22 protein-coding genes are annotated in these 26,417 nt (G+C 67.1%); 15 read left to right on the forward strand and 7 right to left on the reverse strand.

Annotation, left to right across the window (positions count from 1 at the left end; genetic code table 11):
• The first annotated feature begins 53 nt into the window (after positions 1 to 53).
• From FV220_RS02850 to rpmG, 9 genes are all read left to right on the forward strand, one after another.
• Positions 54 to 665: a TPM domain-containing protein gene (locus FV220_RS02850; RefSeq protein WP_147829548.1), complete on the forward strand. Its 612-nt coding sequence runs from the start codon at positions 54 to 56 to the stop codon at positions 663 to 665.
• 106 nt (positions 666 to 771) lie between these two features.
• A complete protein-coding gene (locus tag FV220_RS02855) occupies positions 772 to 2,832 on the forward strand; it encodes a carbon starvation CstA family protein (RefSeq protein ID WP_056146156.1) in 2,061 nt (686 codons plus the stop codon).
• Positions 2,833 to 2,837: 5 nt separating this feature from the next.
• Positions 2,838 to 3,062, forward strand: a complete 225-nt coding sequence (locus tag FV220_RS02860; protein ID WP_147829550.1) for a YbdD/YjiX family protein — start codon at positions 2,838 to 2,840, stop codon at positions 3,060 to 3,062.
• Between the two features lie 249 nt (positions 3,063 to 3,311).
• Complete coding sequence (locus FV220_RS02865; protein WP_056146158.1) at positions 3,312 to 4,604, forward strand: YjgN family protein; 1,293 nt, start codon at positions 3,312 to 3,314, stop codon at positions 4,602 to 4,604.
• Positions 4,604 to 5,701 (forward strand): M48 family metallopeptidase, encoded by a 1,098-nt coding sequence (locus tag FV220_RS02870; RefSeq protein ID WP_056146160.1) that lies wholly within the window; start codon positions 4,604 to 4,606, stop codon positions 5,699 to 5,701. Before FV220_RS02865 ends, FV220_RS02870 begins: the two co-directional genes overlap by 1 nt.
• Positions 5,702 to 5,860: 159 nt before the next feature.
• Entirely contained in the window at positions 5,861 to 9,088 is a 3,228-nt protein-coding gene (locus FV220_RS02875; protein ID WP_147829552.1) for an efflux RND transporter permease subunit, read from the forward strand.
• Complete coding sequence (locus tag FV220_RS02880; protein ID WP_187273309.1) at positions 9,085 to 10,428, forward strand: efflux RND transporter periplasmic adaptor subunit; 1,344 nt, start codon at positions 9,085 to 9,087, stop codon at positions 10,426 to 10,428. The genes FV220_RS02875 and FV220_RS02880 overlap by 4 nt, the downstream gene beginning before the upstream one ends.
• Positions 10,429 to 10,551: 123 nt before the next feature.
• Positions 10,552 to 11,733 carry an MFS transporter gene (locus FV220_RS02885; protein WP_147829554.1) on the forward strand — a complete coding sequence of 394 codons (1,182 nt, stop codon included), beginning with the start codon at positions 10,552 to 10,554 and terminating at the stop codon, positions 11,731 to 11,733.
• Between the two features lie 99 nt (positions 11,734 to 11,832).
• Positions 11,833 to 12,000 (forward strand): 50S ribosomal protein L33, encoded by a 168-nt coding sequence (gene rpmG, locus FV220_RS02890; protein WP_018044575.1) that lies wholly within the window; start codon positions 11,833 to 11,835, stop codon positions 11,998 to 12,000.
• Positions 12,001 to 12,077: 77 nt separating this feature from the next.
• On the opposite strand, the gene FV220_RS02895 is transcribed toward rpmG, so the two are convergent.
• The gene (locus FV220_RS02895) at positions 12,078 to 12,713 is read right to left on the reverse strand and encodes a general stress protein (RefSeq protein ID WP_147829556.1); all 636 of its coding nucleotides are present in this window, start codon (positions 12,711 to 12,713) and stop codon (positions 12,078 to 12,080) included.
• Between the two features lie 50 nt (positions 12,714 to 12,763).
• The gene (locus tag FV220_RS02900) at positions 12,764 to 13,153 is read right to left on the reverse strand and encodes a hypothetical protein (protein WP_018044573.1); all 390 of its coding nucleotides are present in this window, start codon (positions 13,151 to 13,153) and stop codon (positions 12,764 to 12,766) included.
• A 362-nt stretch (positions 13,154 to 13,515) separates the two neighbouring features.
• Between FV220_RS02900 and FV220_RS02905 the strand changes: the two genes are divergently transcribed.
• The 6 genes from FV220_RS02905 to FV220_RS02930 all read left to right on the forward strand — a co-directional run bounded on the left by FV220_RS02905 (position 13,516) and on the right by FV220_RS02930 (position 21,740).
• Positions 13,516 to 14,514, forward strand: coding sequence for a M10 family metallopeptidase C-terminal domain-containing protein (locus FV220_RS02905; RefSeq protein ID WP_056146171.1), 999 nt, complete (start codon positions 13,516 to 13,518; stop codon positions 14,512 to 14,514).
• Positions 14,515 to 14,702: 188 nt separating this feature from the next.
• Positions 14,703 to 16,088, forward strand: coding sequence for a glutathione-disulfide reductase (gene gor, locus FV220_RS02910; protein ID WP_147829558.1), 1,386 nt, complete (start codon positions 14,703 to 14,705; stop codon positions 16,086 to 16,088).
• An 84-nt stretch (positions 16,089 to 16,172) separates the two neighbouring features.
• A complete protein-coding gene (locus FV220_RS02915) occupies positions 16,173 to 18,470 on the forward strand; it encodes an FdhF/YdeP family oxidoreductase (protein ID WP_147829611.1) in 2,298 nt (765 codons plus the stop codon).
• 82 nt (positions 18,471 to 18,552) lie between these two features.
• On the forward strand, positions 18,553 to 18,852 hold the full coding sequence (locus tag FV220_RS02920) for an RNA polymerase sigma factor region1.1 domain-containing protein (protein WP_018044569.1): 300 nt from the start codon (positions 18,553 to 18,555) through the stop codon (positions 18,850 to 18,852).
• A 121-nt stretch (positions 18,853 to 18,973) separates the two neighbouring features.
• Entirely contained in the window at positions 18,974 to 20,119 is a 1,146-nt protein-coding gene (gene opgC, locus FV220_RS02925) for an OpgC domain-containing protein (RefSeq protein WP_147829560.1), read from the forward strand.
• Between the two features lie 220 nt (positions 20,120 to 20,339).
• Complete coding sequence (locus FV220_RS02930) at positions 20,340 to 21,740, forward strand: 3-deoxy-7-phosphoheptulonate synthase class II (RefSeq protein WP_147829562.1); 1,401 nt, start codon at positions 20,340 to 20,342, stop codon at positions 21,738 to 21,740.
• Between the two features lie 67 nt (positions 21,741 to 21,807).
• On the opposite strand, the gene FV220_RS25365 is transcribed toward FV220_RS02930, so the two are convergent.
• The 5 genes from FV220_RS25365 to FV220_RS02950 all read right to left on the reverse strand — a co-directional run bounded on the left by FV220_RS25365 (position 21,808) and on the right by FV220_RS02950 (position 26,174).
• Positions 21,808 to 21,960 (reverse strand): hypothetical protein, encoded by a 153-nt coding sequence (locus tag FV220_RS25365; protein WP_187273310.1) that lies wholly within the window; start codon positions 21,958 to 21,960, stop codon positions 21,808 to 21,810.
• Positions 21,961 to 22,012: 52 nt separating this feature from the next.
• Positions 22,013 to 22,756, reverse strand: coding sequence for an NUDIX hydrolase (locus FV220_RS02935; RefSeq protein WP_147829564.1), 744 nt, complete (start codon positions 22,754 to 22,756; stop codon positions 22,013 to 22,015).
• Complete coding sequence (locus tag FV220_RS02940) at positions 22,713 to 23,192, reverse strand: DUF983 domain-containing protein (protein WP_147829566.1); 480 nt, start codon at positions 23,190 to 23,192, stop codon at positions 22,713 to 22,715. The genes FV220_RS02935 and FV220_RS02940 overlap by 44 nt, the downstream gene beginning before the upstream one ends.
• A 201-nt stretch (positions 23,193 to 23,393) precedes the next feature.
• Positions 23,394 to 25,706 carry a ribonuclease R gene (rnr, locus tag FV220_RS02945; RefSeq protein ID WP_147829568.1) on the reverse strand — a complete coding sequence of 771 codons (2,313 nt, stop codon included), beginning with the start codon at positions 25,704 to 25,706 and terminating at the stop codon, positions 23,394 to 23,396.
• A 138-nt stretch (positions 25,707 to 25,844) separates the two neighbouring features.
• Positions 25,845 to 26,174: a hypothetical protein gene (locus FV220_RS02950; protein WP_147829570.1), complete on the reverse strand. Its 330-nt coding sequence runs from the start codon at positions 26,172 to 26,174 to the stop codon at positions 25,845 to 25,847.
• Positions 26,175 to 26,417 lie beyond the last annotated feature (243 nt).

Below are 26,417 nucleotides of genomic sequence, written 5' to 3' on the forward strand. Positions count from 1 at the left end.
TTCGGGCGGTGGCGGCTCATCGGGAGGGGGCGGAGCCTCCGGGGATTGGTAGGATGCTGAGCGACACCGACAGGACGCGCATCGCCGACGCAATCGCCACGGCGGAATCGACCACGTCGGCGGAAATCGTCGTTCTCGTGGCCGCCCGCGCCGGCCTCTACCGGTCCGCCGCTTTGGTGCCGGCTTTGGCCCTCGGGCTCGCGGCGCCCTGGCCGCTGATCCTGCTCACCCCGTGGAGCGCCGCCTCGATCGCCCTGGCGCAGGCCGCCATCGTCCTCGCGGCGCTCGCCGCGGCCGCCCATCCGCGAGCCCGCCTTCTCCTCGTTCCACGCTCGATCCGACGGGCACGGGCGCACGAAGCGGCATCGCGGGAGTTCACCGCCCGCGGATTGGCCCGGACGCGCGGACGCACGGGCATCCTGATCTACCTCGCCGTCGCCGAGGGCCATGCGGAGATCGTCGCCGATTCGGGCATCGCCTCCCGGATTTCCCCGGCGGCGTGGTCGTCGGCCATCGACGCGCTGCTGTCGTCCCTTCGACGGGGCGCGGCGGCCGACGGTCTCGTCTCCGCCGTGGAGGGGATCGGCGCGGTCCTCACCAAGCATTTGCCGCGTCGGGCGGGGGATATCGACGAGTTGCCCAACCGTGTGATCGTCACGGACTGACATCGTCCGCGCCTTTGTATTTTTCTCTCTGGCCCCGAAAGAATTTTTGAGCGAGAAGAAACCTGACGATCCGCCATCAAGGACGGGTCGCGGGAGCGAGACGTCGATGGGTGCTATACAGAAGCACGGGCCGTGGGCCCTTGTGGGTGCGTTGGGCGCGGCGGCCCTGGCGATCGTCGCCACCAGCCGCGGCGAATCGATCAACGCCCTGTGGATCGTCGTGGCCGCGGTCTGCGTCTATCTCATCGCCTACCGCTATTACTCGCTCTACATCTCCGACAAGGTGATGCAGCTCGATCCGAGCCGCAAGACCCCGGCCCACCGTCACAACGACGGGCTCGACTACGTCCCCACCAACAAGACCGTCCTGTTCGGCCACCATTTCGCGGCGATCGCGGGCGCGGGTCCCCTCGTCGGCCCGGTCCTGGCCGCGCAGATGGGCTACCTGCCCGGCATGCTCTGGATCCTGGCGGGCGTCGTGCTCGCGGGCGCGGTGCAGGACTTCATGATCCTGTTCATCTCCATGCGCCGCGACGGGCGCTCCCTCGGTGAGCTGATCCGGGCCGAGCTCGGCGTGATCCCCGGCGTGATCGCGCTGTTCGGCACCTTCATGATCATGGTGATCCTGCTCGCAGTGCTGGCGATGATCGTGGTCAAGGCGCTGGCCGAGAGCCCCTGGGGCACCTTCACGGTGGCGGCCACGATCCCGATCGCGATCCTGATGGGCCTCTACGCGCGCTTCATCCGGCCGGGCAAGATCGGCGAAGTGTCGATCCTCGGCTTCATCCTGCTCATGGCCGCCATCATCGGCGGCGGCCAGATCAACGAACACCCGGTCTGGGGCCCGGCCTTCACCTTCACCGGCACACAGCTCACCTGGATGCTGATCGGCTACGGCTTCGTCGCCTCGATCCTGCCGGTCTGGCTCCTGCTCGCCCCGCGCGACTACCTCTCGACCTTCCTCAAGATCGGCACCATCATCGGCCTCGCTCTCGGCATCGTCGTGGTCGCACCGCATCTGCAGATGCCGGCCATGACGAAGTTCGTCGACGGCACCGGCCCGGTCTGGGCGGGCTCCCTCTTCCCGTTCCTGTTCATCACCATCGCCTGCGGTGCCGTCTCCGGCTTCCACGCGCTGATTTCGTCGGGAACGACCCCGAAACTCATCGACAACGAAGCCGACACCCGCTTCATCGGCTACGGCGGCATGCTCATGGAGAGCTTCGTCGCGATCATGGCGCTGGTCGCCGCGAGCGTGATCGATCCGGGCATCTACTTCACCATGAACTCGCCGGGCGCCCTGCTCGGCACCTCCGCCGAGACGGCGGCCGCCGCCGTGACCAATCTCGGCTTCCCGATCTCCGCCGATGTGATCACCCAGACCGCCAAGGATGTCGGCGAGCACTCGATCATCTCGCGCACCGGCGGCGCCCCGACGCTCGCCGTCGGCATGGCCCACATCATCTCGTCCGCCATCGGCGGCAAGACGATGATGGCCTTCTGGTACCACTTCGCGATCCTGTTCGAGGCCCTGTTCATCCTCACCGCCGTGGATGCCGGCACGCGGGCGGGACGCTTCATGCTGCAGGACCTGCTCGGCCTGATCTCGCCGACCTTCAAGGACACCTCGGCCTGGGCGCCCAGCATCCTGGCCACGGCCCTCTGCGTCTCGGCCTGGGGCTACTTCCTCTACCAGGGCGTCACCGACCCGCTCGGCGGCATCTACACCCTGTGGCCGCTGTTCGGCATCTCGAACCAGATGCTGGCGGCCGTGGCGCTGACGCTGGCCACCGTTGTGATCTTCAAGATGAAGCGCGAGCGCTACGCCTTCGTCACGGTCATCCCCACCGTCTGGCTGTTAATCTGCACGCTCACGGCGGGCTGGCAGAAGATCTTCTCGGCCGATCCCAAGATCGGCTTCCTGTCCCATGCGGACCGGTTCTCGGCGGCGATCGCCGAGGGCAAGGTGCTGGGTCCGGCCAAGAACATGGCCGACATGCACAAGATCGTCTTCAACGACCGGATCGACGCGGCGCTGGCCGTCATGTTCGTCGGCCTCGTGGTGGCCATCGCCGTCTTCGGCGTCCAGGCCTGCCTGAAGGCCTACAGGGCCGACCGCTGGACGGCGCTCGAGAGCGGCGGCCCGTCCCCCGTCCCGGCGGAGTAAGAACAATGGCGCTGTCGTCGACGGAATTGCGGGACCGGCTCAAGACCTTCTCGAAATGCGTATGCGACGGCGCCCGCCTCATGGTGGGGCAGGGCGATTACGAAGCCTATGCCGCCCATATCCGCCGGACCCATTCCGACCAGGAACCGATGACCGAGCGGGAATTCTACCGCAACCGGGAGAATGCCCGATTCGGCGTCGGTAACCGGAATGGTTTCCGCTGCTGCTGATCGGAGCGATCTCCTTCGATCATTCGACAGTCGGTGAGACAGATCTCCCCCTCCATCGCGATCACGCGATGAAAACGCTTTTAATACAGGTCTCCGGGCAGACATTCGAAGACCGGACGGGGGCTTTGTGACAATGGCGGCGGCCCCGTACTTCATCCGGGCAAGAGCAGGCCGATCTAAAGTCACGTCGGCGGGTAGCCTCGTCTGAGACGATAGGCTTATATGTCGCCTCCCGAGAGAGGAGGTATCATGTCGCAGCCGCCAATGACCGACACGCGATCCGGGATGGACCGCTCCGGCCCGATCACCTTCGACAGAACACTCAAGGGCCTCACCGGCATCGCCGTCCGTGGCTTCCTCCTGTCCCTCGTCACCTTCGGCATCTACCGGTTCTGGTACATCACCGAGTTGCGGCGCTACTTCTGGAACCGGACAATCGTCGACGGCAGCCCGGGCGAATATACCGGAACCGGCAAGGAGCTGTTCCTCGGCTTCCTCGTCGCCGTCGCCATCCTGATCCCCGTCTACGTGCTGATCTTCATCGCGACGATCTCCGCGCCCTGGCTCGCGGCCTTCGGCAGCGTGCTGTCCTTCCTCGTCCTCTACGTCCTCGGCCAGTTCGCGATCTATCGCGGCCGGCGCTATCGCGCCTCGCGCACCCTGTGGCGCGGCATCCGCCTCGGGCAGGACGGATCGGCGATCACCTACGCGCTGATGGCTATCGGCTGGTCGCTGCTGACGCTTCTGACCCTCGGCCTCGCCTTCCCCTTCATGCGCGCGAGCCTGGAGCGGTACCGGATCAATCACACCCTGATCGGGTCGAGCCGGATGGAATCCACCGCGCGCGGGCGCTCGCTGCTGCTGCCCTGGCTGGCCTTCTACGTGGTGGTGGTGCTGCCCATCGCCGCCGCGCTGATCGCCTTCCTCGTGGCCGCCGATTTCACCATCCCCGACGACCTGTTCATCCCCAAGGAGGGGGGCAAGCCCGGCGAGACGGAGTTCAACAGCGATTACGAGGGCACCCCCATCGCAACGTTCGGGGAGCTCTTCCTCACGACGCTGGGGATTACCATTCCTCTCGGGCTGCTGCTCATCCCCTTCTACCGGGCGCGGGAGACACGGCTCTTCATGAACGCGGCCAGCCTCGGCCCCGTGCGCCTTTCGTCCACCCTGAAGGCCCGCCAGTTCTACTGGCCCTATCTCGTCTACCTTCTCTCCGTGATCGGATTCGTGCTGATCCTCGGCCTCGTCATCGGCGGCGGCGGCCTGCTCCTCCAGGCGCAGGGCATGGAAAGCGGATTTCATTGGGCGCTCTTGTTCGGCATGGCATTCGGCTATCTCGGCGGCGCGCTGTTCTTCGCGGTCCTCTATGTCCGGGTCATCACGGCGCGGCTCTGGGCCGCGGTCGCCACCACGACGGTGGTCGAGAATGCCGGCGGCCTCGATGCCGTGCTCGCGTCGAGCCGGCGCGTGGGCAGCGGCCTCAACGAGGGCCTCGCCGACGCGCTGGATGTCGGCGGCGCCCTCGAAGTGGGGTTCTAGTGCCGGCACAAGCGGTCCACGGCACGTACTACGATGGCTTGAGCGCCAGGGCCCATCCCGTGACCCTGGTCCTCGAGGACAGCCTGGAGATCACCGGGCGGGACCTCCGCCTCGCCTGGACACTCGCCGACCTCGCGGCGGGCGACACGGCCGCCCCGCTCATGCGGGTCGGCCCGGCGGGACGTGCCGAGCGGGTCGATTTCACCGACGAGACTCTGGCCGCCGCGCTGAAGGATCGCTGTCCGGACCTGTACCGAACCGACTCCTCCGCCTCGGGCGGTCGCCTGCGCCTCGTCCTGTGGTCGATCGCGGCCGGGATCTCGGTGATCGGTCTGGCGATCTACGGTGTCCCGGCCATTGCCGTGCGTCTGGCACCCGTCATCCCGGCGGCGATCGAAGCGCGGCTCGGCGGCGCGGTGGACGGGCAGATCGGCAAGATCCTGGGCGACCCGCCGGTCTGCGGCGATGCCCCGGCGCGGGCCGTCCTCGACCGGCTGATCGAGCGGATGACGGCGAATGGCGGCCTGCCGGTCGATCCGGCGATCAGCGTCCGCCGGCACGCCATCGCCAATGCCCTGACCTTGCCCGGTGGGCGGGTCGTCGTCCTGTCGGACCTCATCGATCAGTCCCGGACGCCCGACGAATTCGCCGGCGTGCTGGCCCACGAATTCGGCCATGTCGCCGCGCACGATCCCATGCGCGCTCTGCTGGCGGCGAGCGGAAGCTCGTTCCTCCTCAGTCTCGTGCTGGGCGACCTGACCGGCTCCACGATCGTCGTCGCGGTGGGACAGGCCGCCATCTCGGCCGGCTATTCGCGTGAGGCCGAGAACGCGGCGGATTCCTATTCGGTGGAGGTCATGCGCCGGTCGGGCGGGGATGCGACGGCGCTGGCGACGATCCTCGAACGCATCGCCAAGGACGACGAGAAGCCCGAGTTCGCGGGCCTGCTCCGCAGCCATCCCTTCACGGTGGAACGCGCCAACCGCATCCGCGCGATGGCGGGCTCGGAGACGGTGGGCCGCCGCATTCTCGATGAGACGGACTGGACGACGCTCAAGGGCATCTGCCGCAACGTGCCGGCCAAACCCGCGAAATAGGCGCGGTCCTGGGCGGAGCGTCTCCGCGTACCGGTTACATCCGGAAACAAATATCCCGGCCCGGTCCGCCGCTTGCGTCGCGGCGTCACGGCTACAGATCACCTCGTCGCATGCGACGAACGTGGTACACCAGCCCGAACAGGTTTGCGCGGATACCGTATGGGCCTCGTCCAGTATGCTCTGAAGTTTCGCATCACGATCTACGTGCTGGCCGTGCTGATGATGCTCGGGGGAGCGGCCTCGGTGATCGTGGCGCCCAAGGACGTGCTGCCCACCGTGGACATCCCGGTGGTCGTGGTGGTGTGGACCTATACCGGCCTTTCGACCTCCGAAATGGAGCGTCGCATCACGACCTATGCGGAGTTCTCGCTCTCGAACAACGTCAACAACATCGCCCGGATGGAATCGACGACGCTGCAGGGCACGGCGATTCAGAAGGTCTATTTCGACCAGTCGGTGAGCATCGATCTCGCCATCGCCCAGACCGTCTCGGCGATGAACTCGATCCGCTCGACCATGCCGCCGGGCGTGCAGCCGCCCATCGTCCTGCGGTTCTCGGCTTCCTCCGTCCCGGTGATCCAGCTCTCGCTCTCCTCCACCAGCGAGAGCCTGACCAAGGTCTACGATTACGCGCAGTACCGCATCCGCCAGCGCCTGACCCAGGTGCCGGGCTCCACGCTGCCCTCGCCCTTCGGCGGCACGCCGCGCCAGATCATGGTCGATCTCGACCTCCAGGCCCTGCGCGCACTGGGCCTGACGGCGCTGGACGTCACCAACGCCATGACGGCGCAGAACCTCACCGTGCCCTCGGGCCTCGCCAAGATCGGCGAGCAGCAATACCCGATCCAGCTCAACGCCACGCCGGACGCCATCGAGGCGCTCAATCAGGTGCCGATCCGGGTGGTCGGCGGACAGCCGGTGCTGGTGCGCGACGTGGCCAATGTCCGCGACGGCGGCCCGCCGCAGGTGAACATCGTGCGGGCCGACGGCCTGAACTCTGTGCTGATGCGCATCTTCAAGAACGGCACCGCCTCGACCCTCGACGTCGTCAACAACGTGAAGAAGGCCCTGCCGGACATCCGCGCCGCCGCCCCCGAGGGCATGGCGCTACGCGAATTGTTCGATCAGTCGGTCTTCGTCTCCGCCGCCATCGAGGGCGTGATCCACGAGGCGGTCATCGCCGCCGCGCTCACCGGCCTGACCATCCTGCTGTTCCTCGGCTCCTGGCGCTCCACCATCGTGGTGCTCGTCTCGATCCCGCTGTCGATCCTGACCTCGCTCGCGATCCTCACGGCGCTGGGCGAGACCATCAACGTCATGACGCTGGGCGGACTCGCCTTGGCGGTGGGCATCCTCGTGGACGACGCCACGGTGGCCATCGAGAACACCTACCGGCTGTTCGAGGAGGGGGAGCCGTTCCGCAAATCCGTGGTGGAGGGCGCGGCCGGCATCGCCAAACCCGCGCTGATCTCGACACTCTCGATCTGTGCCGCCTTCGTCTCGGTCTTCGCCCTCACGGACACGCCGAAATACCTGTTCACGCCCCAGGCGCTCGCCGTCGTCTTCGCGATGCTGACCTCCTACGTCCTGTCCCGCACCCTGGTGCCGGTGCTGATCGACGTGCTCGTGGCACGGGAATACGAAGCGCATCACGGCAAGGGCGGGCAGGCTCCGCGAAGGGGCCGCGTCGCCCGTGCGCTGGGATGGCTGTTCGGGCCGCTCTTCCGCCTCGCGGGCTGGTTCCGGCGGGGATTCGAAGCCCGGTTCGCCCGCTTCCACCGTAGCTATCTCGGACTGCTCCACGTGGTCCTGCGCCGCCGCGTCGTCACGCTGGCCACCGTGGCGGTGATCTTCGCGGGCACGGCGGGCCTGTTCGGCTTCGTCGGCCAGGATTACTTCCCGCAGGTCGAATCGAGCCAGATGACGCTGCATCTGCGCACCCGGCCGGGCATGCGCATCGAGACGGCGGTGCAGACCTTCGCCGAAGTCCAGGCCGTCGTCCGCGAGGTCATCCCCGAGGGCGAGATCGACCAGGTTCTCGACAATCTCGGCCTGCCCGCGAACAACTACAATTTCGCCTTCTCGGACGGGTCGTTCGTCGCCAACAACGACGGACAGATGCTCATCAACCTGAAAGAGGGCCACGGCTCGGTCGCGGACTACACCAAGCGCCTGCGCGAGGTGCTGCGCGAGCGCTTCCCCGACCTGATCGTCTATTTCCAGCCATCCGACATCATCACGCAGATCCTCAATTTCGGAACGCTGGCGCAGATCGACATCCAGGTCTCGGGCCGCAACACCGCCAAGGACCTCGCCGCCGCGCAGAACATCGTCCGTCGCCTCAAGGAGACGCGCGGGGCGGTGGACGTCCATCTCCACCAGATCGTCGGCACGCCGCAATTCTTCGTCGATGTCGACCGGCGCCTCGCCTCCGAGCTCGGCCTCACCGAGCAGCAGATCGCGCAAGGGCTCAACGTCTCCCTGTCCGGCTCCTTCCAGGTGACGCCGAACTTCTGGACCGACCCGAAGACCGGCATCCCCTACCAACTCTGGGTGCAGACCCCGGAATACCGCAACGACAGCCTCACGGCGATCCAGAACACTCCGCTCCTCGTCAGCGGCAATTCCGATGCGCCGGGCGTGCTGACGCTGCTCTCCAGCGTCTCGACCATGCGCCGCGAGGGGTCGCAGACCGTGATCAACCACGTCAACACGCAGCCGACCTTCAACATCTACGCGGCGGTGCAGGATTCCGATCTCGGTTCGGTGGCCAAAGACATCCGCCGGATCGTCGAGGAAGAGCAGAAGGCCCTGCCGGCTCCGGACAAGATCACCGTGCGCGGGCAGATCGAGAACATGCAATCGGCCTTCTTCCGCATGGGAATCGGCCTCTCCATCGCCCTGGTGGCGGTCTATCTGCTCATGGCCGTGAACTTCCAGTCTTGGGGCGACCCACTCGTGGTGCTTGCGGCGCTCCCGCTCGCCTTCTGCGGGATCGTCGCGAGCCTGTTCATCACCGGCACGACCTTCTCGATCCCGTCGCTGTTCGGGGCGATCATGTCGGTGGGGATCGCGTCGGCCAATTCCATCCTCCTCGTCACCTTCGCCAAGGAGCACCGGGAGGCCACCGGTTGCAGCGCGGCGGAAGCGGCGTTGCTCGCGGGCGAGACGCGCCTCCGGCCCGTGCTGATGACGGCGGGCGCGATGTTCCTCGGGTTGATCCCGATGGCCCTGGGGACGGGTGAGGGCGGCGAGCAGAACGCGGCGCTGGCCCGCGCCGTGATGGGCGGCATCGCCATCGGCACGCCCTCGACCTTGCTCTTCGTGCCCTTCCTCTACACCCTCCTCAGGCGGGACGAGGTCAAGCCGCTTCAGGATTACGCATGAGCGGGAACAGCCCTGGTGACGCGATCGATGAGAAGTCCGGCACGGTGACGGCTCATGGTTCGAGTGATGGGTCCGGGCGAGGCCCGGCGGAGATCCCGCCGCCGCCGGGGAAGGGGCCGTTCCTCATCGCCGGGCTCATCGCCGTCGGCCTGCTCGGCTGGGGCGGTTACGGCCATTGGCAGAAGGCCGCCGCGGCGCAAGAGACGCAGCGCAAGGCCAGGGAGTTCGTGCCGAAGCTGCGGACCATCGCGGTGGAGCGGGCCGACCAGCCCATCGACATCACCCTGCCCGGACAGACCGACGCCTTCGCCAGGGCCTCCCTCTTCGCCCGTGCCACGGGCTACATCGCCGAGCGCCGGGTCGATATCGGCACGCGGGTGAAGCAGGGCGACATCCTCATCCGCATCGCCGCCCCCGATCTCGACCAGCAGCTGGCGCAGGCCCAGGCGCAGGTGGGCCAACTCGAAGCCCAGCTGCTCCAGGCGAGGGCCATGGTCGATCAGGCGAAAGCCAACGTGAATCTCGCCACCGCCACCAACAGCCGTACCTCGACCCTCGCCGTGCAGGGCTGGGCCTCGAAGCAGAACGCGGACAATTCCCAGGCCAGCGTCCTGAGCCAGGGCGCGAGCCTCGCCTCGGCGGAAGCGGGAGTGAAGGTGGCCGAGGCCAACATCAAGGCGCAGCGCGCCACCGTGGACCGCCTGAAGGCACTGACCGGCTTCAAGGACGTGATCGCCCCGTTCGACGGTGTCGTGACCGCCCGCAGCGTCGATATCGGCGATCTCGTCCAGGCCGACGGCACCGGCACCGCCCTGCTGTCCATGGACCGGGACGACGTCCTGCGCGTGGTCGTCAACGTGCCCCAGAATCTCGCCGTCGGGGTAAGCCCGGGCGTCGCCGCGACGATCAAGGTGCCGCAGATCCCGGACCGGACCTTCTCCGGCAAGGTCGAGCGCAGCTCGGTCGCCCTGCTGACCTCGTCCCGGACCCTGACCACGCAGGTGGACGTTCCTAATGGCGACGGCAGCCTGCGGCCCGGCCTCTACGTCTACGTGACGCTGAAGGTGCCGCGGACGGGAAGGAACACGGTCATCCCGGCCGAGGGCCTGGTGTTCAATCAGCGCGGCACCCAGGTCGCGATCTCCCGCGACGACGGCACGGTGGAATGGCGCGGCGTCCATATCCAGCGCGATCTCGGCACCACCATCGAGATCGACCAGGGATTGGACGGGGGCGAGCAGATCGTCCTGAGCCCGCCCGTCGACCTGCGCGATGGCCAGAGGATGGAGCGCCAGGCACCCAAGCAGGATGGGAAGCCCCTGAAATCGGCGGCACGATAGCGCCGGCTGGCCGGGTGCGCAGCCCGGCCCAGCCGTCCGGCAGGTTCCGTGGAAGGGGGATGATGGCGTAGAGCCTCACCCTCCATGCGCCCTCTCGCGCATCCCTCGGAACGGCCCTGGATCATGCTCGATCGCCCCGCCTCGGACACCCTCGATCGCGCGCATGTGGCGGCGATGAGCGCCGCGATCACCTGCGTGGCGGTGGTCGGCATCGGCCTCAGCCTGTCGATCCCGCTCCTCTCCCTCGAGATGGAGCGTATGGGCGTGACGAGCACGGTCATCGGCATCAATACGGCTCTGGCGGGTCTCGCCAGCATCGTCACCGTGCCGTTCGTACCGCGTCTGGCCGCCCGGATCGGCGTCGTGCGCTTTCTCATCGTGGCGATCTGCGTCGGCGCCGCCTCCCTCGTCGGGTTCAAGCTGCTCCACGATATCCGCTGGTGGTTCCCCCTCCGCTTCGTCTTCTCGGCGACGCTGGGCGTGCTCTTCGTCCTGTCCGAGTTCTGGATCAACGAGGTCGCGCCCCCGGCCCGGCGCGGCCTCGTCATGGGCATCTACGCGACGGTGCTGGCGCTGGGCTTCGCGGTGGGTCCGACCCTCCTCGTCGTCATCGGCACCCAGGGTTACGCACCGTATTGCGCCGGTGCGGCTCTCTTCCTCCTCGGGACCGTGCCCATCGCCCTGGCGCGCGGCCTGGCGCCGGTGATCGAGGGAAAGAGCAGCCGAGGCGTCCTCGGCTATGTCCGGCTGGCGCCCGCCGCCATCTTCGCGGCCCTGGTCTACGGCGCCGTCGAGACCGGGGGATTCGCCATCCTGCCGCTCTACGGCCTGCGGATCGGGCTCGACGCGGAGAGTGCGGCCGGGCTCGTCAGCATGCTCGCGCTGGGCCACGTCCTGTTCCAGATCCCGTTCGGCCTCCTGGCCGACCGGTTCGACCGCCGCCACCTCCTCCTCGCCTCGGCCCTTGGCGGTGCGATCGGCGCGGCCTTGATCCCGGCGGCGTCGGCATCCCCTTTCTGGCTCGCCGTCCTTCTGCTGATCTGGGGCGGCCTGACCGGCACGCTCTACACGGTCGGCCTGGCCCATCTGGGGGCCAGCGTGCGCGGGGCCGAGCTCGCCGGCGCGAATGCCGCTTTCCTGATCTTCTACAATGTCGGCCTGATGGTCGGGCCGCCGATCATCGGCGGCGGCATGGACCTGATGCCCCCCCAGGGCTTCGCCCATGCCATGTGCGGCGTGCTCGTCGCCTATGCCGGCCTCGTCCTGTGGCGGCTTCGGAGAACCGCCCCGGCCTTGACGAAGTGAGCCCGATGAGGCAATGACCGCGCGGAATTCAGCCGGTCCGTGCCGGCCATTTTGCGTTTCGCTCAAGCGGAATGCCGCCACCTTCAGGAGCACCGCGCCATGGCCAAGGCCGTCACCGTTAAAGTCAAGCTGATCTCGACCGCCGACACCGGCTACTTCTACGTCACGAAGAAGAACTCCCGGACGCAGACCGAGAAGCTGTCCATGAAGAAGTACGACCCCGTCGTGCGCAAGCATGTCGACTTCAAGGAAACCAAGATCAAGTAAGCCTAGTCTCCTCATCGAGACTGCACAAAAAAGCCGCCCTTTCGGGCGGCTTTTTCCGTTTGGGATCGGTGCTGGAATTACATCGGCGCGGTGGGGTAGGAGCGCACGCCAGGGCGGGCGCCGGGGACCGTGGTGGCATCGGAGGGCGTCGTGGTCGGCGCGGTCCAGCCATCGGCCTTCCAACCTTCGGCACGCTCGGTGACGTTCACCGAACCGTGCTCTTCCAGCACGTCCATCACCTGCGACGCGCGGGCATCGTCGGCCTTGACGGTCACGAGGGTACCGCCCCGGCGCACGCCCTCGCTGTAGGTATGGGCATCGGCTTCGCTCAAGCCCGCGCCGGTCAGGCCGCCGACGAGGCCACCGGCCGCGGCACCGATGCCGGCACCGGCCAGGGTGGTGACGAGCCAGCCGGCGGCGACGACGGGACCGACGCCCGGGATGGCGAGGAGGCCGAGCCCGGTCAGGAGGCCGGCCGCGCCGCCCAGCAACGTACCGACGCCCGCTCCGGTGCCGGCACCCGTCGATGCCGTCTCGGCGGTGTCGGTGCGAGTATGATCGGCGGTGGTCACGCGTCCGGCATGCCGGTCGTTCTCGTTGCTGCTGACGATGCTGATGTCGCTGTGGCTGATGCCCGACGCTTCGAGCTTGGCGACAGCCTTACCGGCATCGTCGTAGGAATCGTAGAGTGCCGTAATGGTCTGGTATGCCATGGGATCGTTCCTCTCACTGTATCGACAGGCCGGCGGATTCAGGGACGCGGCTAGTTGGCCGCGACGTTGCCCTTGAAGTCGACGCCGACGGTGACCGGCTTGCCGTTGAGCGTCGCCGCCCCGCGCCAGATGCCCTTGTCGTCCTTCTTGAGTTCCTTGACGTCCTTGTAGCCCGCCTGCTCGAGCCGGCTGCGGGTCTGGCCCTCGGTGAAGCTGTTGGCGCCTTCTTCGAGCTTGGCGTTGGCCGCTGTCGCCTGTGTGGTGGCGGGGCGGTTCGCGTCGGGCTTGTCGGTGTTGGGCCGCGTCACGGATTCCTGGCCGCCGGACTTGGCGCTCGTCTCGGCGTCGGTGGCGGGCTTGCCGGTCACGGTGGTCTGCGCGTAGGCCGCGCTCGAACCAAGAATCGCCACAAAGGCGAGTGTAGCCAGCTGATGTCGCATGATAATCTCCCTCATCGGACCCATTCAATTCCGAGGGAAGCCAAAGCGTTCCGTAGATATCACCCGATACACGGCCGCTAAGCGTAGCTGGGATCGCGGCCGTCTCGAAAAATATTTAGCGTTACCATTGCAACCATGCTTCAGGCCGCCACCCATGGCTCAGATGCATGTCGATATCGCCAGGCTCCTACCTGCGATCTTACCGGAGCGACCACGTCGAAGGAGGCTTCGTCCCGGTCCGGCACGTCGCAATTGTGTGAATGTACAACGCTCTTAGGCCCGGATACCGAGCGCCCCACGCGATGATCCGGCCATAGGCACTGTCAGGCCCAGACATCGCTGCTCGAACACGGGTGGAAACGATGGCGACGTACAGCGTCTACGACAAGGTCGATTTTCGAACGCTGGATATCTGGCACCTCGATAAGACGGGTGGACTTTATTACGATACTGGCCCGAACGGATACGAGCTCGATTTCAACGATCGCACGGCCATCCTGGTCCAAGGCCACGATCTGACTTACGCGAGGAACGGAGACCCGACATCGGGGACGACGACGGCACTCGATTACGACGACGGCGCGGGCCTCTACAGCACGCTGCGCGGCATCGACGTGACGGTCGCCCACGAGAAGACATTCTTCGATCACAACGACACGCAATACGTGCTGAAGGACATCTTCGCCGGGAACGACACGATCAACGGATCGCGGTATTCCGACTACATCGATGGCTATACCGGCGCCGATACGATGAAGGGCGGCGATGGTGACGACGTCTACATCGTCGATAATTCCGGCGATCGCGTCATCGAGCGGAGCTTGAACGGCGTCGACCTCGTCAAATCCTCCGTGTCCTTCTCCATCGGCGGCCAGTTCATCGAGAACCTCACGCTCACCGGCACGTCGGCGATCGACGGAACCGGCAACACCGGGGACAACGTTCTCACCGGCAACGCCGCCGCAAACACGCTGAAGGGCGGCGCGGGGGACGATGCACTGATCGGCGGACGCGGCCGCGACGTCCTCCTCGGCGGGGCGGGCGACGACACCTTCCAGTTCAAGTCCGTCAGGGACAGCGCGGTGGGCGCCGAGCACCGGGACCAGATCTCGGATTTCACCATCGGTGCCGACCATATCGATCTGCACCTGATCCAAGCCGTGACGGGTGCGACGGGCGATCAGCCTTTCAGCTTCATCGGCGACGCCGCCTTCAGCAAGCAGGCGGGCCAGCTCCACGCCCTCGTCTCAGGCAGTGCGACGATCGTGGAGGGCGACGTGACCGGCGACGGCAAGGCCGACTTCCAGATCTCCCTCAAGAACGTGGTGGAGAGCCTGCACGCGAGTGACTTCCTCCTGTAGCCGGCACGTCGTTCGGACGTCGAGCCCGCGGCCGGGCAGCCATCCCGGCACGGCATAACCATCTGCGACGATGGATTCTCGGCGTTCGGCGATGACGGGCATCGTGTTCCTGCGATAGAGCGGACGGAACCAGCCCCGCGTTCCGCCAAGATCGCCGAACCCGCATCCGTCACTGTGAGGAATCTGCCATGACCGACGAATTCGACGTCGATCTGTTCGTCATCGGTGGCGGCTCGGGGGGCGTGCGGGCGGCACGCATCGCGGCCGGCTACGGCGCCAGGGTCAGTCTTGCCGAAGAGTACCGGATCGGCGGCACCTGCGTGATCCGCGGCTGCGTTCCGAAGAAGCTCATGGTCTATGCCGGGCGCTTCGCCGACGAGTTCGAGGACGCGGCCGGATTCGGCTGGTCGGTGGGCGAGCCGCGCTTCGACTGGAGCGTCCTGAAAACCCGCCGGGACGCCGAGGTCTCGCGCCTCGAATCGATCTACGACACCAATCTCGAACGGGCGGGCGTCACCGTCATCGCGGAGCGGGCCGTCATCGAGGACGCGCATACGATCCGCCTCGTCGCCTCGGGGCGCCGCGTGCGGGCGAAATACATCCTCGTGGCGGTGGGCGCGTATCCGGTGAAGGTGCCGGTCATTCCCGGCGGCGATCTCGGCATCACCTCCAACGAAGTCTTCGAGCTGGAGACCTTGCCCGAGCGTATCCTCATCATCGGCGGCGGCTACATCGCGGTGGAATTCGCCAGCGTCTTCGCGCATCTCGGGTCGCGCACGACCCTGCTGCACCGGGGCGACCGCCTGCTGCGCGGGTTCGACGACGAGGTCCGCGACGCCCTCGGCCTCGCCTTCGACAAGCGCCTGGATCTCCGGCTCGACCAGACGGTGGAGCGCCTCGAACGGCGCGACAGCGGCATCTCCGCGACCCTGGGCGATGGCAGCGTCATCGAGGTCGACCAGGTCCTCGTCGCCACGGGGCGCAAGCCGGCGGTGAGCGGCCTCGGCCTGGAGAATGTGGGCATCGAGACCGACGAGAGCGGCGCGATCCCGGTGGACGCCTTCTCGCAGACCAGCGTGCCCTCGATCTACGCGGTGGGCGACGTCACCAACCGTGCCGCCCTGACGCCCATCGCCATCCGGGAGGGCCATGCCTTCGCCGACACCGTCTTCGGCGGCAAGCCTTGGGCGGTGAACCACGACCTCATCGCCACCGCCGTGTTCTCGACGCCCGAAATCGGCACCGTCGGCCTCACCGAGGATCAGGCGCGCGAGCGGTTCGAGGCGGTCGATATCTACAAGTCGAGCTTCCGCTCGATGAAAGCGACGCTCTCCAACAGCGCCGAGCGTGTCCTGATGAAGATCATCGTGGATTGCGCCAGCGACCGGGTGCTCGGCGTCCATATCGTCGGCCACGATGCCGGCGAGATCATCCAGGCGGTGGCCATCGCCGTGACGATGGGCGCGACGAAGGCCGATTTCGACCGGACCATCGCGGTCCATCCCACCGCGGGCGAGGAACTCGTCACCATGCGGGTGCCCGCCGTGACCAAACGGCCGGAGGGAGTGGGTTAGAGCCGCACCCCGGAACAGGGACTCGGCGCTGCCGTTGGCTTGCCAACCGACCCAGTGTCAGAGGCCCAGCGAATGACCGACAAGATGGCGGAGCCGAAGATCGAGGCCTATGACGGGCCGGCCGGCGGCTGGGGCTCGGCGCAGTCCCTCACCGAGATCCTTCTGCGGGAGGGGATCCCGGTGTCGGGCGCGGCGCTGCTGATGAAGCAGAACAAGCCGGACGGGTTCATGTGCGTGTCGTGCGCCTGGGCCAAGCCCGCCAAGCCGCTGACGTTCGAATATTGCGAGAACGGCGCGAAGGCGACGGCCTGGGAGCAGACCGCCAAGCGCTGCGGCCCCGACTTCTTCGCCAGGCACACGGTGACGGAACTCCGCGACTGGACGGATTACGCCCTGGAAGAGCAGGGCCGGCTCACGCATCCGATGCGCTACGATGCGGGCAGCGATCGTTACGTGCCGGTGTCGTGGGACGAGGCCACGGCGGCGATCGGTCGGGAATTGCGTGCCCTCGATCCGAAATCGGCGGTGTTCTACGCATCGGGAAGGGCGTCGCTGGAGACGTCCTATATGTACGGGCTCCTTGCCCGGATGTACGGCAACAACAATCTGCCCGACTCGTCCAACATGTGCCACGAGCCGACCTCCGTCGGCCTCAAGGCGTCGATCGGCGTCCCCGTGGGAACGGTGGTGCTGGAGGATTTCGACACCACCGACCTGATCCTGTTCTTCGGCCAGAATGTCGGCTCGAACGCGCCCCGGATGCTGCACCAGCTGCAGGAGGCCCGCAAACGCCGGGTTCCGATCGTCACCTTCAACCCGCTGCGCGAGCGCGGGCTCGAGCGCTTCACCAACCCACAATCGGTGGTGGAGATGGCGACGCGCCACGCCACCGAGATTTCGACGCAGTACCATCAGGTCAAGGCGGGCGGCGATCTCGCGGCGATCACCGGGATGTGCAAGGCGCTCATCGCCGCCGACCGGGAGGCGCTGGGCGTCGGACGTCCGGGCATCCTCGACCGGAGCTTCATCGACGAGCACACCCACGGGTTCGACGCCTTCGCGGCCTATTGCGAAAGCCAGGATTGGGCGGCTCTCGAAGGCCGGTCGGGTCTCACCCGCACCGCCATCGAGGCGGCGGCTACCGTCTATGCCCGCGCGCGTGCCGTCATCGGAGTCTACGGCATGGGGTTGACCCAGCATCGCAAGGGCACGGAATCCGTGCAGATGCTGGTGAACCTCCTGCTCCTGCGCGGAAATATCGGGCGGAAAGGCGCCGGCCCCTGTCCGGTTCGCGGCCATTCCAACGTTCAGGGCCAGCGCACGGTGGGGATCACCGAGAAGCCGGAACTCGCGCCCCTCGATGTCCTGAAGGAGCAATACGGTTTCGAGCCGCCCCGCGAGAAGGGCCTCAACACGGTGGAGGCCTGCGAGGGTATCGTGTCCGGGGACGTGAAGGCCTTCATCAGCCTCGGCGGCAACTTCGTCCGCGCCATCCCCGAGACGGTGCGGATGGAGGAGGCATGGCGGACCATGCGCCTCACCGTGCAGATCTCGACCAAGCTCAACCGCTCGCACCTCATCAACGGTGAGATCGCCTATATCCTGCCCTGCCTCGGCCGGATCGAGATCGACACCCAGGCAAGCGGACCGCAGGCGGTCTCGATGGAAAGCTCGACCTCGTGCTTCCATGGCTCGCGGGGCAAGACCAATCCGGTGAGCGACCAGGTCCGCTCCGAGCCCTGGATCGTCGCCGAGATCGCCAAGGCGACGCTGGAGCCGAATCCGAACGTTCCCTGGGACTCATGGGTCGGTGACTATTCCCGCATTCGCGGGGCCATGGAGGCGACCTACCCCTCGGTGTTCCACAACCTCGAAGGCCGGATGTTCGAGCCGGGCGGCATCCACAAGCCGCTGGCCGCCCGCGACCGCCGCTGGGAGACGGAGACGGGAAAGGCCAATTTCACGGTTCCGGAGGGAATCGAAGCCGATCCCGACATGCCGCTCAGGGGCGCCGACGCCCTCGACCTCATCACGTTGCGCTCGAACGACCAGTTCAACACCACGGTCTACGGCTACGACGACCGCTTCCGTGGCGTGAAGGGCACGCGGACGATCCTGTTCATGAATGCCGACGACATCGCTCGCCTGGGCTTTGCCGATGCCGAGATCGTCGACGTGACGACGGTCTCCGACGATAGGGTCCGTTCGGTGAAGGGGCTTCGCATCGTCGCCTACAACATCCCGCCAGGGAATTGCGCGGGCTACTACCCGGAGCTCAATCCGCTGATCCCGCTCTGGCACCACGACGAGCAATCGAAGACGCCGGCCGCCAAGGCGATCCCGGTGACCATCGCCCGCTCGGCCTCGACCCTTCAGGGCTGAGGCCGCCGCGTCCTCCGGCGCGATGAAGTCGGCGATGCGGGGCTCTCTTGTTTCGAGCGGCTTTCGCGCTCCATAACGGGGCATGGCAAAGAACGACGACGCGCACGACCGGCGCCAGGCGATCATCGACCGAATGCTGGAACAGGCGCTGTTTCCGGATGTCGATCGTCGCCTGCCGAGTCACGACGCCCTGCCGGAGGACATGCGCGAGACGGTGGATCGCCTGCTCGCCAAGGCCGAAGCGCAGCGGGCGCGCCGCCTGACCTACGAGGATCTGGAGGAGGCCCTGCCGCCGCGCGACGTGACGGCCGAGGATCTCGAGGCGATCTTCTGGATCCTGTCGGAACACGGCATCGCCGTGGAGGACGGGGAAGGGGAGTAGGGCGAGGCAGCCGCTCCCGCGTAAGGAGCGAGCGTGCCGTCCTCGACGAGTCCGGAGAAACGCAGTCTTAACGGGAACTCGTCCAAACTTGGTTGTAGACCAATTTCTGGACGACTCTTCCGTGATCGAGCGGCGCACGACGATCGATGCCATCCGTGGTCTCTGCCTCGTCAACATTTTCGTCAATCATCTCGATGGCGGCTATCTCTTCCACCTCTCGCCGTCCCGCCTCGGCTTCTCCGACAGTTCGGAGGTGTTCGTCCTGCTCAGCGGGATCTCGACGTCGCTCGCTTTCTCGAAGCGCCCGCATCCGGTGGACGTCGCCGGGCTCGTCAGACCCCTGTGGGTGCGGGCCATGCGGCTGCACACGTTCAATATTGCCCTGATTCTCGCCACCCTCGCCCTGCTCGCGCTCATTCTGGAAATCCGCGGGCCGATCGGCGAGGTCACGGGCGACGCGGCCTTGCTGCGCGACCACGGCCCCTGGACGATGTTCTGGCATGCGGTGACGTTCCGTCAGACCGTCGGCTATTCCAGCGTCCTGCGCCTGTACGTAGTGCTGATGCTGATCGCACCCGTCCTGCTGCGCCTGGCCGCGTGGCGCTGGTGGGCCCCGATCCCGCCCGCGCTGATCACCTGGGCCATCGCCGGCCATTTCGATCTCGTCTTGCCCAACAGTCTGTCCGGCCAACCCTTCGCCCTGACCATCCTGCCCTGGACCCTCCTGTTCGCGACAGGGATCGCCCTCGGCCGGGCGATGACGCTGGACGTCCCGTTGCCCCATAGCGGCTCGGCGCTTGCCCTATCCCTGGCCTACCTCGCCACATACCCGATGCTCGCCGCGATCGTGATCCGCGTCTCGCCGGACGCCCTCGAATGGGCGGAGCATCGCAACGCGTCGTTCTGGTTCGGCGCCAGCAAAACCTACCAATCGCCGCTGCGTTTCCTGCATGTGATGGCCCTGGCCTATGTCGTCGCCGCCGCGCCGCGAGCGCCGCTCATCCGCCTGTTGTATCGGATGGGGCCCGATCACCCTCTCAGTCGCCTCGGCCGGAATTCCCTTCTCGTCTTCACCGTCGGAGCCGTCGCAGCCGTGGCGGTGAGCGAAATGCTCCATCTCGTCAGGATTTACGTCACCGACGTCCTCGCCGCGAGGATCGCCATCGAGTTGGCGCTGACAGGCATCTTCATTCGCGCCGCGCTCTGCCTCTCACCCAAGGCCTCGCGCCCGGGTCGATCCGCTCCGGCGATCCCCGCCATGGCGTGAGGCCCGAGGAACCCGGCCGCCTTCGGTCTCGCCCCCTCGATGTCACGGGCGAGGAACCCGCTCGCCGTTCCGCCGTCTCGCCGTGGCGATGACCTCGCGCGCGGGGCAGCCCGTCGATCCGAAGCGCTCGCTTCTCTTCGAGAACCGCTCTATAAGCCGCGCTCTTCGCAAAGGATTCCCCCTTTCGTGAAGCCGGCCGAGAGGTGGACGGGAGATCATCATGGGCGAGCGTTGGACATCGAAGACCGGTTGGACGCCGACATCCTGGCGCAACCTGCCGATCCAGCAGGTACCGGCCTATCCGGATGCCGCTGCGCTCCAGACGGTCGAGACCCAGCTCGCCAGCTTTCCGCCCCTCGTTTTTGCAGGTGAGGCGCGCAAGCTGAAATCCGCGCTCGCCCGCGTCTCCACCGGGGAAGCTTTCCTGCTTCAGGGCGGCGATTGCGCCGAGAGCTTCGACGAGCATTCGGCCGACAACATCCGCGATTTCTTCCGCGTCTTCCTGCAGATGGCGCTGGTGCTCACCTTTGCCGGTGGGTCACCGGTGGTGAAGGTCGGGCGTATCGCCGGGCAGTTCGCCAAGCCGCGCTCCTCGCCCACCGAGACGATGGATGGCGTGAGCCTGCCGAGCTACCGGGGCGACATCGTCAACGGCATCACCTTCTCGGAGGAGGCGCGCATCCCCGATCCGCGCCGGCAGTTGGAGGCGTACCGCCAGTCGGCGGCGACGCTCAACCTGCTGCGTGCCTTCGCCACCGGCGGCTATGCCAATCTCGAGAACGCACACCGCTGGATGCTCGGCTTCGTCAAGGACAGCCCGCAATCCTCGCGCTACCAGGACGTGGCGGAGCGGATGAGCGACGCCCTCGACTTCATGCGCGCCATCGGCATCAACCCGGAGACGCATCAGGAGGTCCGCACCACGGATTTCTTCACGAGCCACGAGGCGCTGCTGCTGGGCTACGAGGAGGCGCTGACCCGCGTCGATTCCACCAGCGGTGACTGGTACGCCACATCGGGTCACATGCTCTGGGTCGGCGACCGCACCCGCCAGGCCGACCACGCGCATATCGAGTATGCGCGCGGCATCAAGAACCCGATCGGGCTGAAATGCGGGCCGTCGATGACCTCCGAGGGGCTGATCAAGCTGATCGACCAGCTCAACCCGGAGAACGAAGCGGGCCGCCTGACCCTGATCTGCCGCTTCGGCGCGGACAAGGTCGGCGAGCATCTGCCCGGTCTGATCCGGACGGTGGAGCGCGAGGGCCGCAAGGTCGTGTGGGTCTGCGACCCGATGCACGGCAACACCATCTCGGCCGGCCGTTACAAAACGCGTCCGTTCGAGCGGGTGATGACGGAGATCGAGGGCTTCTTCGGCGTCCACCGGGCGGAGCAGACCATCGCCGGCGGCATCCATCTGGAGATGACCGGCAAGAACGTGACGGAATGCACCGGCGGCGCCCGCGCGCTGACGGCCGACGACCTGCAGGATCGCTACCACACCTATTGCGATCCCCGCCTCAATGCGGAGCAGGCGCTGGAAGTCGCGTTCCTCACGGCCGAACTGGTCAAGCGCGAACGCGCCGAGATCGTCCGCCCGCGCCTCGACGCCGCCGAGTAACGTCAGTCCAAGGCCCGCAAACGAAAGAAGCCCTCTCTCCCGGCAAGGGACAGAGGGCTTTTCCATTTCATACCCGCAGCAACGCCATCGCGCCGGAGGATGTTTCCGTCCCAATGCGGCTCAGTGCAGCCAGGACGTGAAGAAGTAAATCAGCAGAATGATCGGCAATGGGATGCCGATCAACCACAGCAAACCGCCCTTCATCATGGTCGAACTCCAACTCTATCCTCGTTTGTTCAACGGAATGTGAGCGGGTCCGGTTCCTGGATCGTCTACAGAACCTCGCGGACGTTCCGGCCGTTGCGCTCGTAGAAGAACGGGATCGGCAGGTAAGGCGCGAACCCGCCGGCGATCTGCACCTCCAGCTCGTCGAGGACCACGCGGGTGATTCGCGGCAGGTCGAGTTCCCGCGCCTCGGCGAAGCTCACCCAGGCGAGTTCCACGAGTTCGGATGTCGGCGTGACGATCCCCGGCTGTTCGGCGGCCACGGCCTTGCGGTCGATGGTGAAGAAGCGCGTGTCGAACCGGCGCGGCCGGCCCGGCGGCGTGATCGCCCGCGCCACGAGGTGGAGCGCTTCGAGGTCGGGCATCACACCGAACTGCTTGAACGCCTGCCAGCTTCCCTCCGGCACGGTCTCGGGCGGGCCGTATTCGGTGGTGCCGAGGAAGAGGCCGGTCTCCTCATGGGTCTCGCGGATCGCCGCCAGGGCGAGCGCCCGCCCGAGGGAGTGCGAAGCGCGGGGCACGCGTTTCACCAGGGCGTCCTCGGCCCGGGACGAGAGGGCACCGGCCACGCTCATGCGCCGGTCGCCGGGCTCGATCCGCCCGCCGGGGAAGACGAACTTTCCGGGCATGAAGGCGAGGCCCTCATGCCGCTTGCCCATCAGGAACTTGGGATGCCGCGCCGTGCGGTCGATGATGATGAGGGTCGCCGCGTTGCGGGGCCGCAGAGCGGCGGCGCGCCTGGGGGATTCAGGCGCGGCCGAGGCCGGGGGTAGGATTGTCGCTTGGTCCAAGCTGAACCTCCTCGGAGCGGGCAATTGCCACGCTTGGGCCAGTCGGTAGCGTGGCAAAGCCCCCCATGCCAAGGGCGTACTGCAATCCGACCACCGCGCCCTTCACCGGCTGCAGCAGGGCAAGGGCCGATCCGAGGGTGACGATCGGCCAGAACGAGAGCTGAAACCACAACGGCACGTCGTAATTCGTCTCGAGCTCGAGGATGAAATACCCGACGATGTGTCCGATGATGAAGATCACAACATAGGGAGGAAGGTCATCCGCCCGGTGGTGGTGGAATTCAAGCCCGCACGCGTCGCAGGCCGGGCGGACCTTCAGGAACTTGCCGAAGAGCTTGCCCTCGCCGCAATGCGGGCAGCGGCACACGAAGCCACGCGCCATGGATTTGACGAGGCCGATGCGCTCACCGGGCAGGGACTCGACGCTCGCTGTCATGGCTTCCCTACTTTCTGCTTCAAATCTCGAACGCCGCAACCTCATCCCGAGGTGCCCGCGAAGCGGGCCTCGAAGGAGCCCTCCAGCCACCACTGAGCCAGCTGGAGCCCTCCTTCGAGGCCGCTGACGCGGCACCTCAGGACGAGGGGAGCGGTAGGGAGAGATGAACGCTCAACGTTCAGTGACCCTACACCAGCCGCCCTAGCGGCGCGACCCGCGGTGGCGCGACCCGGAGTTGCGGATGCCGGCGGGCCTGCCGGGCGGGCCGGCCTTGTGGAAGCTCGGCGAGCGCGGAGATCTCGCCCCCCCGGCCCCGGGCCGCGTCTGGCCTTCGGAGAGCAGTTCGAAGCGCAGGGCGCCGGCCACGGCCGCCGCCTCCACCAGCCTCACCTCCACCCGGTCGCCGAGGCGATGGGTCTCGCCGCTGCGCGAGCCGACCAGGGCGTGGCGGGCCTCGTCGTGGTGGTAGAAATCGTTGCCGATGGTGGAGATCGGCACGAAGCCGTCGGCACCGGTCTCGTCGAGCTTGATGAACAGCCCGGCGCGGGTGACGCCCGAGATCTGGCCGGTGAAGGTGGCCCCGACCCGGTCGGCGAGGTGATGCGCGATGAGCCGGTCGATGGTCTCGCGCTCGGCCGCCATGGCGCGACGCTCGGCGGCCGAGATCTGCTCCCCGATCTGGTCGAGGGCGCCCACCGTCACGTCTGAGGACAGGCCGTCCGGCCCGAGGCGGCAGGCGGCGATCAGCGCCCGGTGGACGATGAGATCGGCATAGCGCCGGATCGGCGAGGTGAAATGGGCGTAGCGCCTGAGATTCAGGCCGAAATGCCCGAGATTCTGCGCGGCATAGACGGCCTGCGCCTGCGAGCGCAGCACGACCTCGTTGATGAAGATCACGTGCTCGGTCTCGGCCACCGCGCCGAGGATGCGGTTGAACAGGGCGGGGCGGAGTGCCCCTTCCTTGGGGATCTTGATGCCGATGGAGGCGAGAACCTCGCCGAGCGCGCGCATCTTCTCCAGGGCCGGCTCGTCATGGACCCGGTAGATCAGCGGCTGTTTCGCCTGTTCCAGGGTCTCGGCGGCGGCCACGTTGGCCTGGATCATGAACTCCTCGATGAGCTTGTGCGCATCGAGGCGGGCCGGCACCACCACCCGGTCCACGGCCCCGTCCGGCGTCAGCAGCACCTTGCGCTCCGGCAGGTCGAGGGCGAGGGGGCCGCGGGCCTCGCGCGCCGCCGTCAGGGCCGCGTAGGCGGCCCAGAGCGGGCGCAGGATCGGCTCCAGCAGCGGCGCGGTCGTCTCGTCGGTGAATCCGTCGATGGCCGCCTGCGCCTGGGCGTAGGACAGCTTGGCGCGCGAGCGCATCATCACCCGGTGGAAGCTGTGGCGCTTCTTCACTCCGTCGGGGCCGATCACCATGCGCACCGCGATGGCGGGGCGATCCTCCTTTTCCCTCAGCGAGCAGAGATCGTTGGAGATGCGCTCCGGCAGCATCGGGACGACGCGGTCGGGGAAATAGACCGAGTTGCCGCGCAGCAGCGCCTCGCGGTCGAGGGCCGAGCCGGGGCGGACATAGGCGGCCACATCGGCGATGGCGACGGTGACGACGAAGCCGCCCTGATTGGCCTCGTCCGGGTCCGGCACCGCCATCACGGCGTCGTCATGGTCCTTGGCGTCGGGCGGGTCGATGGTCAGGAGAGGCTCGGCGCGCCAATCCTCCCGTCCCTTCATCCCCACGGGCTCCACCGCATCGGCCTCGGCCAGGGTGTCGGCTGCGAAGACGTGGGGGATGTGGTGGAGATGGAGCGCGATGAGGCTCACGGCGCGCTCCGAGCCGAGCGACCCGAGGCGCTCGGTGACGCGCCCTCGCGGCAGGCCGAACCGGCTCTCGCTGACGAGGCTGACGCTGACGAGGTCGCCGTCCCGCGCCTCGCCTTCCTCGCCGGCCGGAATCGCGATCTCGCGGCCCTGCGCCCGCTTTTCAACAGGCACGATGCGTCCGCCATCGGGGCCGGAGCGGTAGACGCCGAGCACCTCCGCCTTGTTCTTGCCGATCACCTTGATGACACGGCCGGAATAGCGCCCGCTCTCGCCGGGAATGAGTTCGACGCGCAGAAGGGCGCGGTCGCCGATACCGGGCGCGGCACGGCCGGGTTTCTTGCCGTTGCGCGGTGACGAGACAAGGATCTTCGGGGGCGGACCCTTGGCGTGGTCCCATTCCACGGGAACCGCGAAGAAATCGCCGTCGCGATCCCGCGACTTGATATCGGCCAACGTCACCGGCGGCAGCCGGCCGGGCGGAACCAACCCGGCCCGCCCGCGCTCGATCTCCCCTTCCTCCTCGATCTCCTTGAGGATGCGCTTCAACCCGATACGGTCGGCGCCCTTGATGTCGAAGGCCGCGGCGATCTCGCGCTTGCCGACCTTATCGGTCGCCTGCGCGATGAAGGCGAGGATCTGCTCGCGGGAGGGAAGGGCGCTCTGCCCGGGGTTGGGATTGATGCGTCTGGCCAAATGTCTCTGGGCTCGAACTCGTATAACGCGCCGCTCATGTCTTGGCGACGAGAGGTCGAAAGGCCTCAGGCTCGGGCCTTTCCACATCCGACAACATGGGACCGCGCGAGGCCGGGGGCAATGTTCTTCCGATGTCCATCAACCGGTGGACGCGGAACCGGCGATCCGCTCCACGCCGAGATCGACGTCGAAGCCTGGGTCGAGCAGGTCGGCGAGAGTAAACGGGGAAGAAGCCGGCAGGCCAAACGACACCCGGCCCTCCGAAACCTGGAATTCGGGCGACTCGGCCTCGCCCACGGCCAGCGTCCAGATCCCGTCGATCTTGAGGGATTTCGCCGCCTCGGCGTCGGAAACGAGGGCGGTATGGGCGCTCCGCGCCTCCTCGCGCCAGCGCAGGCTTTCCGCATCGTCCGAGATCAGGGCCGCCTTCACGAGGCTGGCGAGAAGGGTCTGAAGAATCGTCGTCATTGCTGCGGCCTCCGGCATCATGGAGGGTCAACGCACAAGACCCGCGCCGGGCCTCGCATCGGCGGGTTCCCGGCACGGAGCATTACCCTCAGAGCCTGTTTGAGTCGCTTTTCCAACGCTCTAGCTCATCCTGAGGTGCCGCGTAGCGGCCTCGAAGGAGGCTTCCAGGGATCACGCGAGCACTGGAGGGCTCCCCCAAAGCCCGCTGACGCGGGCTCCTCAGGATGAGGCGGTCTGCTGGGA

It is taken from the genome of Methylobacterium sp. WL19, assembly GCF_008040005.1.
Classification (GTDB): Bacteria; Pseudomonadota; Alphaproteobacteria; order Rhizobiales; family Beijerinckiaceae; genus Methylobacterium; species Methylobacterium bullatum.

Bases quoted from the DNA above. Each gene is read 5' to 3' on its own strand.
- FV220_RS02850 (WP_147829548.1), top strand. From the start codon at position 54: ATGCTGAGCGACACCGACAGGACGCGCATCGCCGACGCAATCGCCACG.
- FV220_RS02855 (WP_056146156.1), top strand. From the start codon at position 772: ATGGGTGCTATACAGAAGCACGGGCCGTGGGCCCTTGTGGGTGCGTTG.
- FV220_RS02860 (WP_147829550.1), top strand. From the start codon at position 2,838: ATGGCGCTGTCGTCGACGGAATTGCGGGACCGGCTCAAGACCTTCTCG.
- FV220_RS02865 (WP_056146158.1), top strand. From the start codon at position 3,312: ATGTCGCAGCCGCCAATGACCGACACGCGATCCGGGATGGACCGCTCC.
- FV220_RS02875 (WP_147829552.1), top strand. From the start codon at position 5,861: ATGGGCCTCGTCCAGTATGCTCTGAAGTTTCGCATCACGATCTACGTG.
- FV220_RS02880 (WP_187273309.1), top strand. From the start codon at position 9,085: ATGAGCGGGAACAGCCCTGGTGACGCGATCGATGAGAAGTCCGGCACG.
- FV220_RS02885 (WP_147829554.1), top strand. From the start codon at position 10,552: ATGCTCGATCGCCCCGCCTCGGACACCCTCGATCGCGCGCATGTGGCG.
- rpmG (WP_018044575.1), top strand. From the start codon at position 11,833: ATGGCCAAGGCCGTCACCGTTAAAGTCAAGCTGATCTCGACCGCCGAC.
- FV220_RS02895 (WP_147829556.1), bottom strand. From the start codon at position 12,713: ATGGCATACCAGACCATTACGGCACTCTACGATTCCTACGACGATGCC.
- FV220_RS02900 (WP_018044573.1), bottom strand. From the start codon at position 13,153: ATGCGACATCAGCTGGCTACACTCGCCTTTGTGGCGATTCTTGGTTCG.
- FV220_RS02905 (WP_056146171.1), top strand. From the start codon at position 13,516: ATGGCGACGTACAGCGTCTACGACAAGGTCGATTTTCGAACGCTGGAT.
- gor (WP_147829558.1), top strand. From the start codon at position 14,703: ATGACCGACGAATTCGACGTCGATCTGTTCGTCATCGGTGGCGGCTCG.
- FV220_RS02915 (WP_147829611.1), top strand. From the start codon at position 16,173: ATGGCGGAGCCGAAGATCGAGGCCTATGACGGGCCGGCCGGCGGCTGG.
- FV220_RS02920 (WP_018044569.1), top strand. From the start codon at position 18,553: ATGGCAAAGAACGACGACGCGCACGACCGGCGCCAGGCGATCATCGAC.
- FV220_RS02930 (WP_147829562.1), top strand. From the start codon at position 20,340: ATGGGCGAGCGTTGGACATCGAAGACCGGTTGGACGCCGACATCCTGG.
- FV220_RS02940 (WP_147829566.1), bottom strand. From the start codon at position 23,192: ATGACAGCGAGCGTCGAGTCCCTGCCCGGTGAGCGCATCGGCCTCGTC.
- FV220_RS02950 (WP_147829570.1), bottom strand. From the start codon at position 26,174: ATGACGACGATTCTTCAGACCCTTCTCGCCAGCCTCGTGAAGGCGGCC.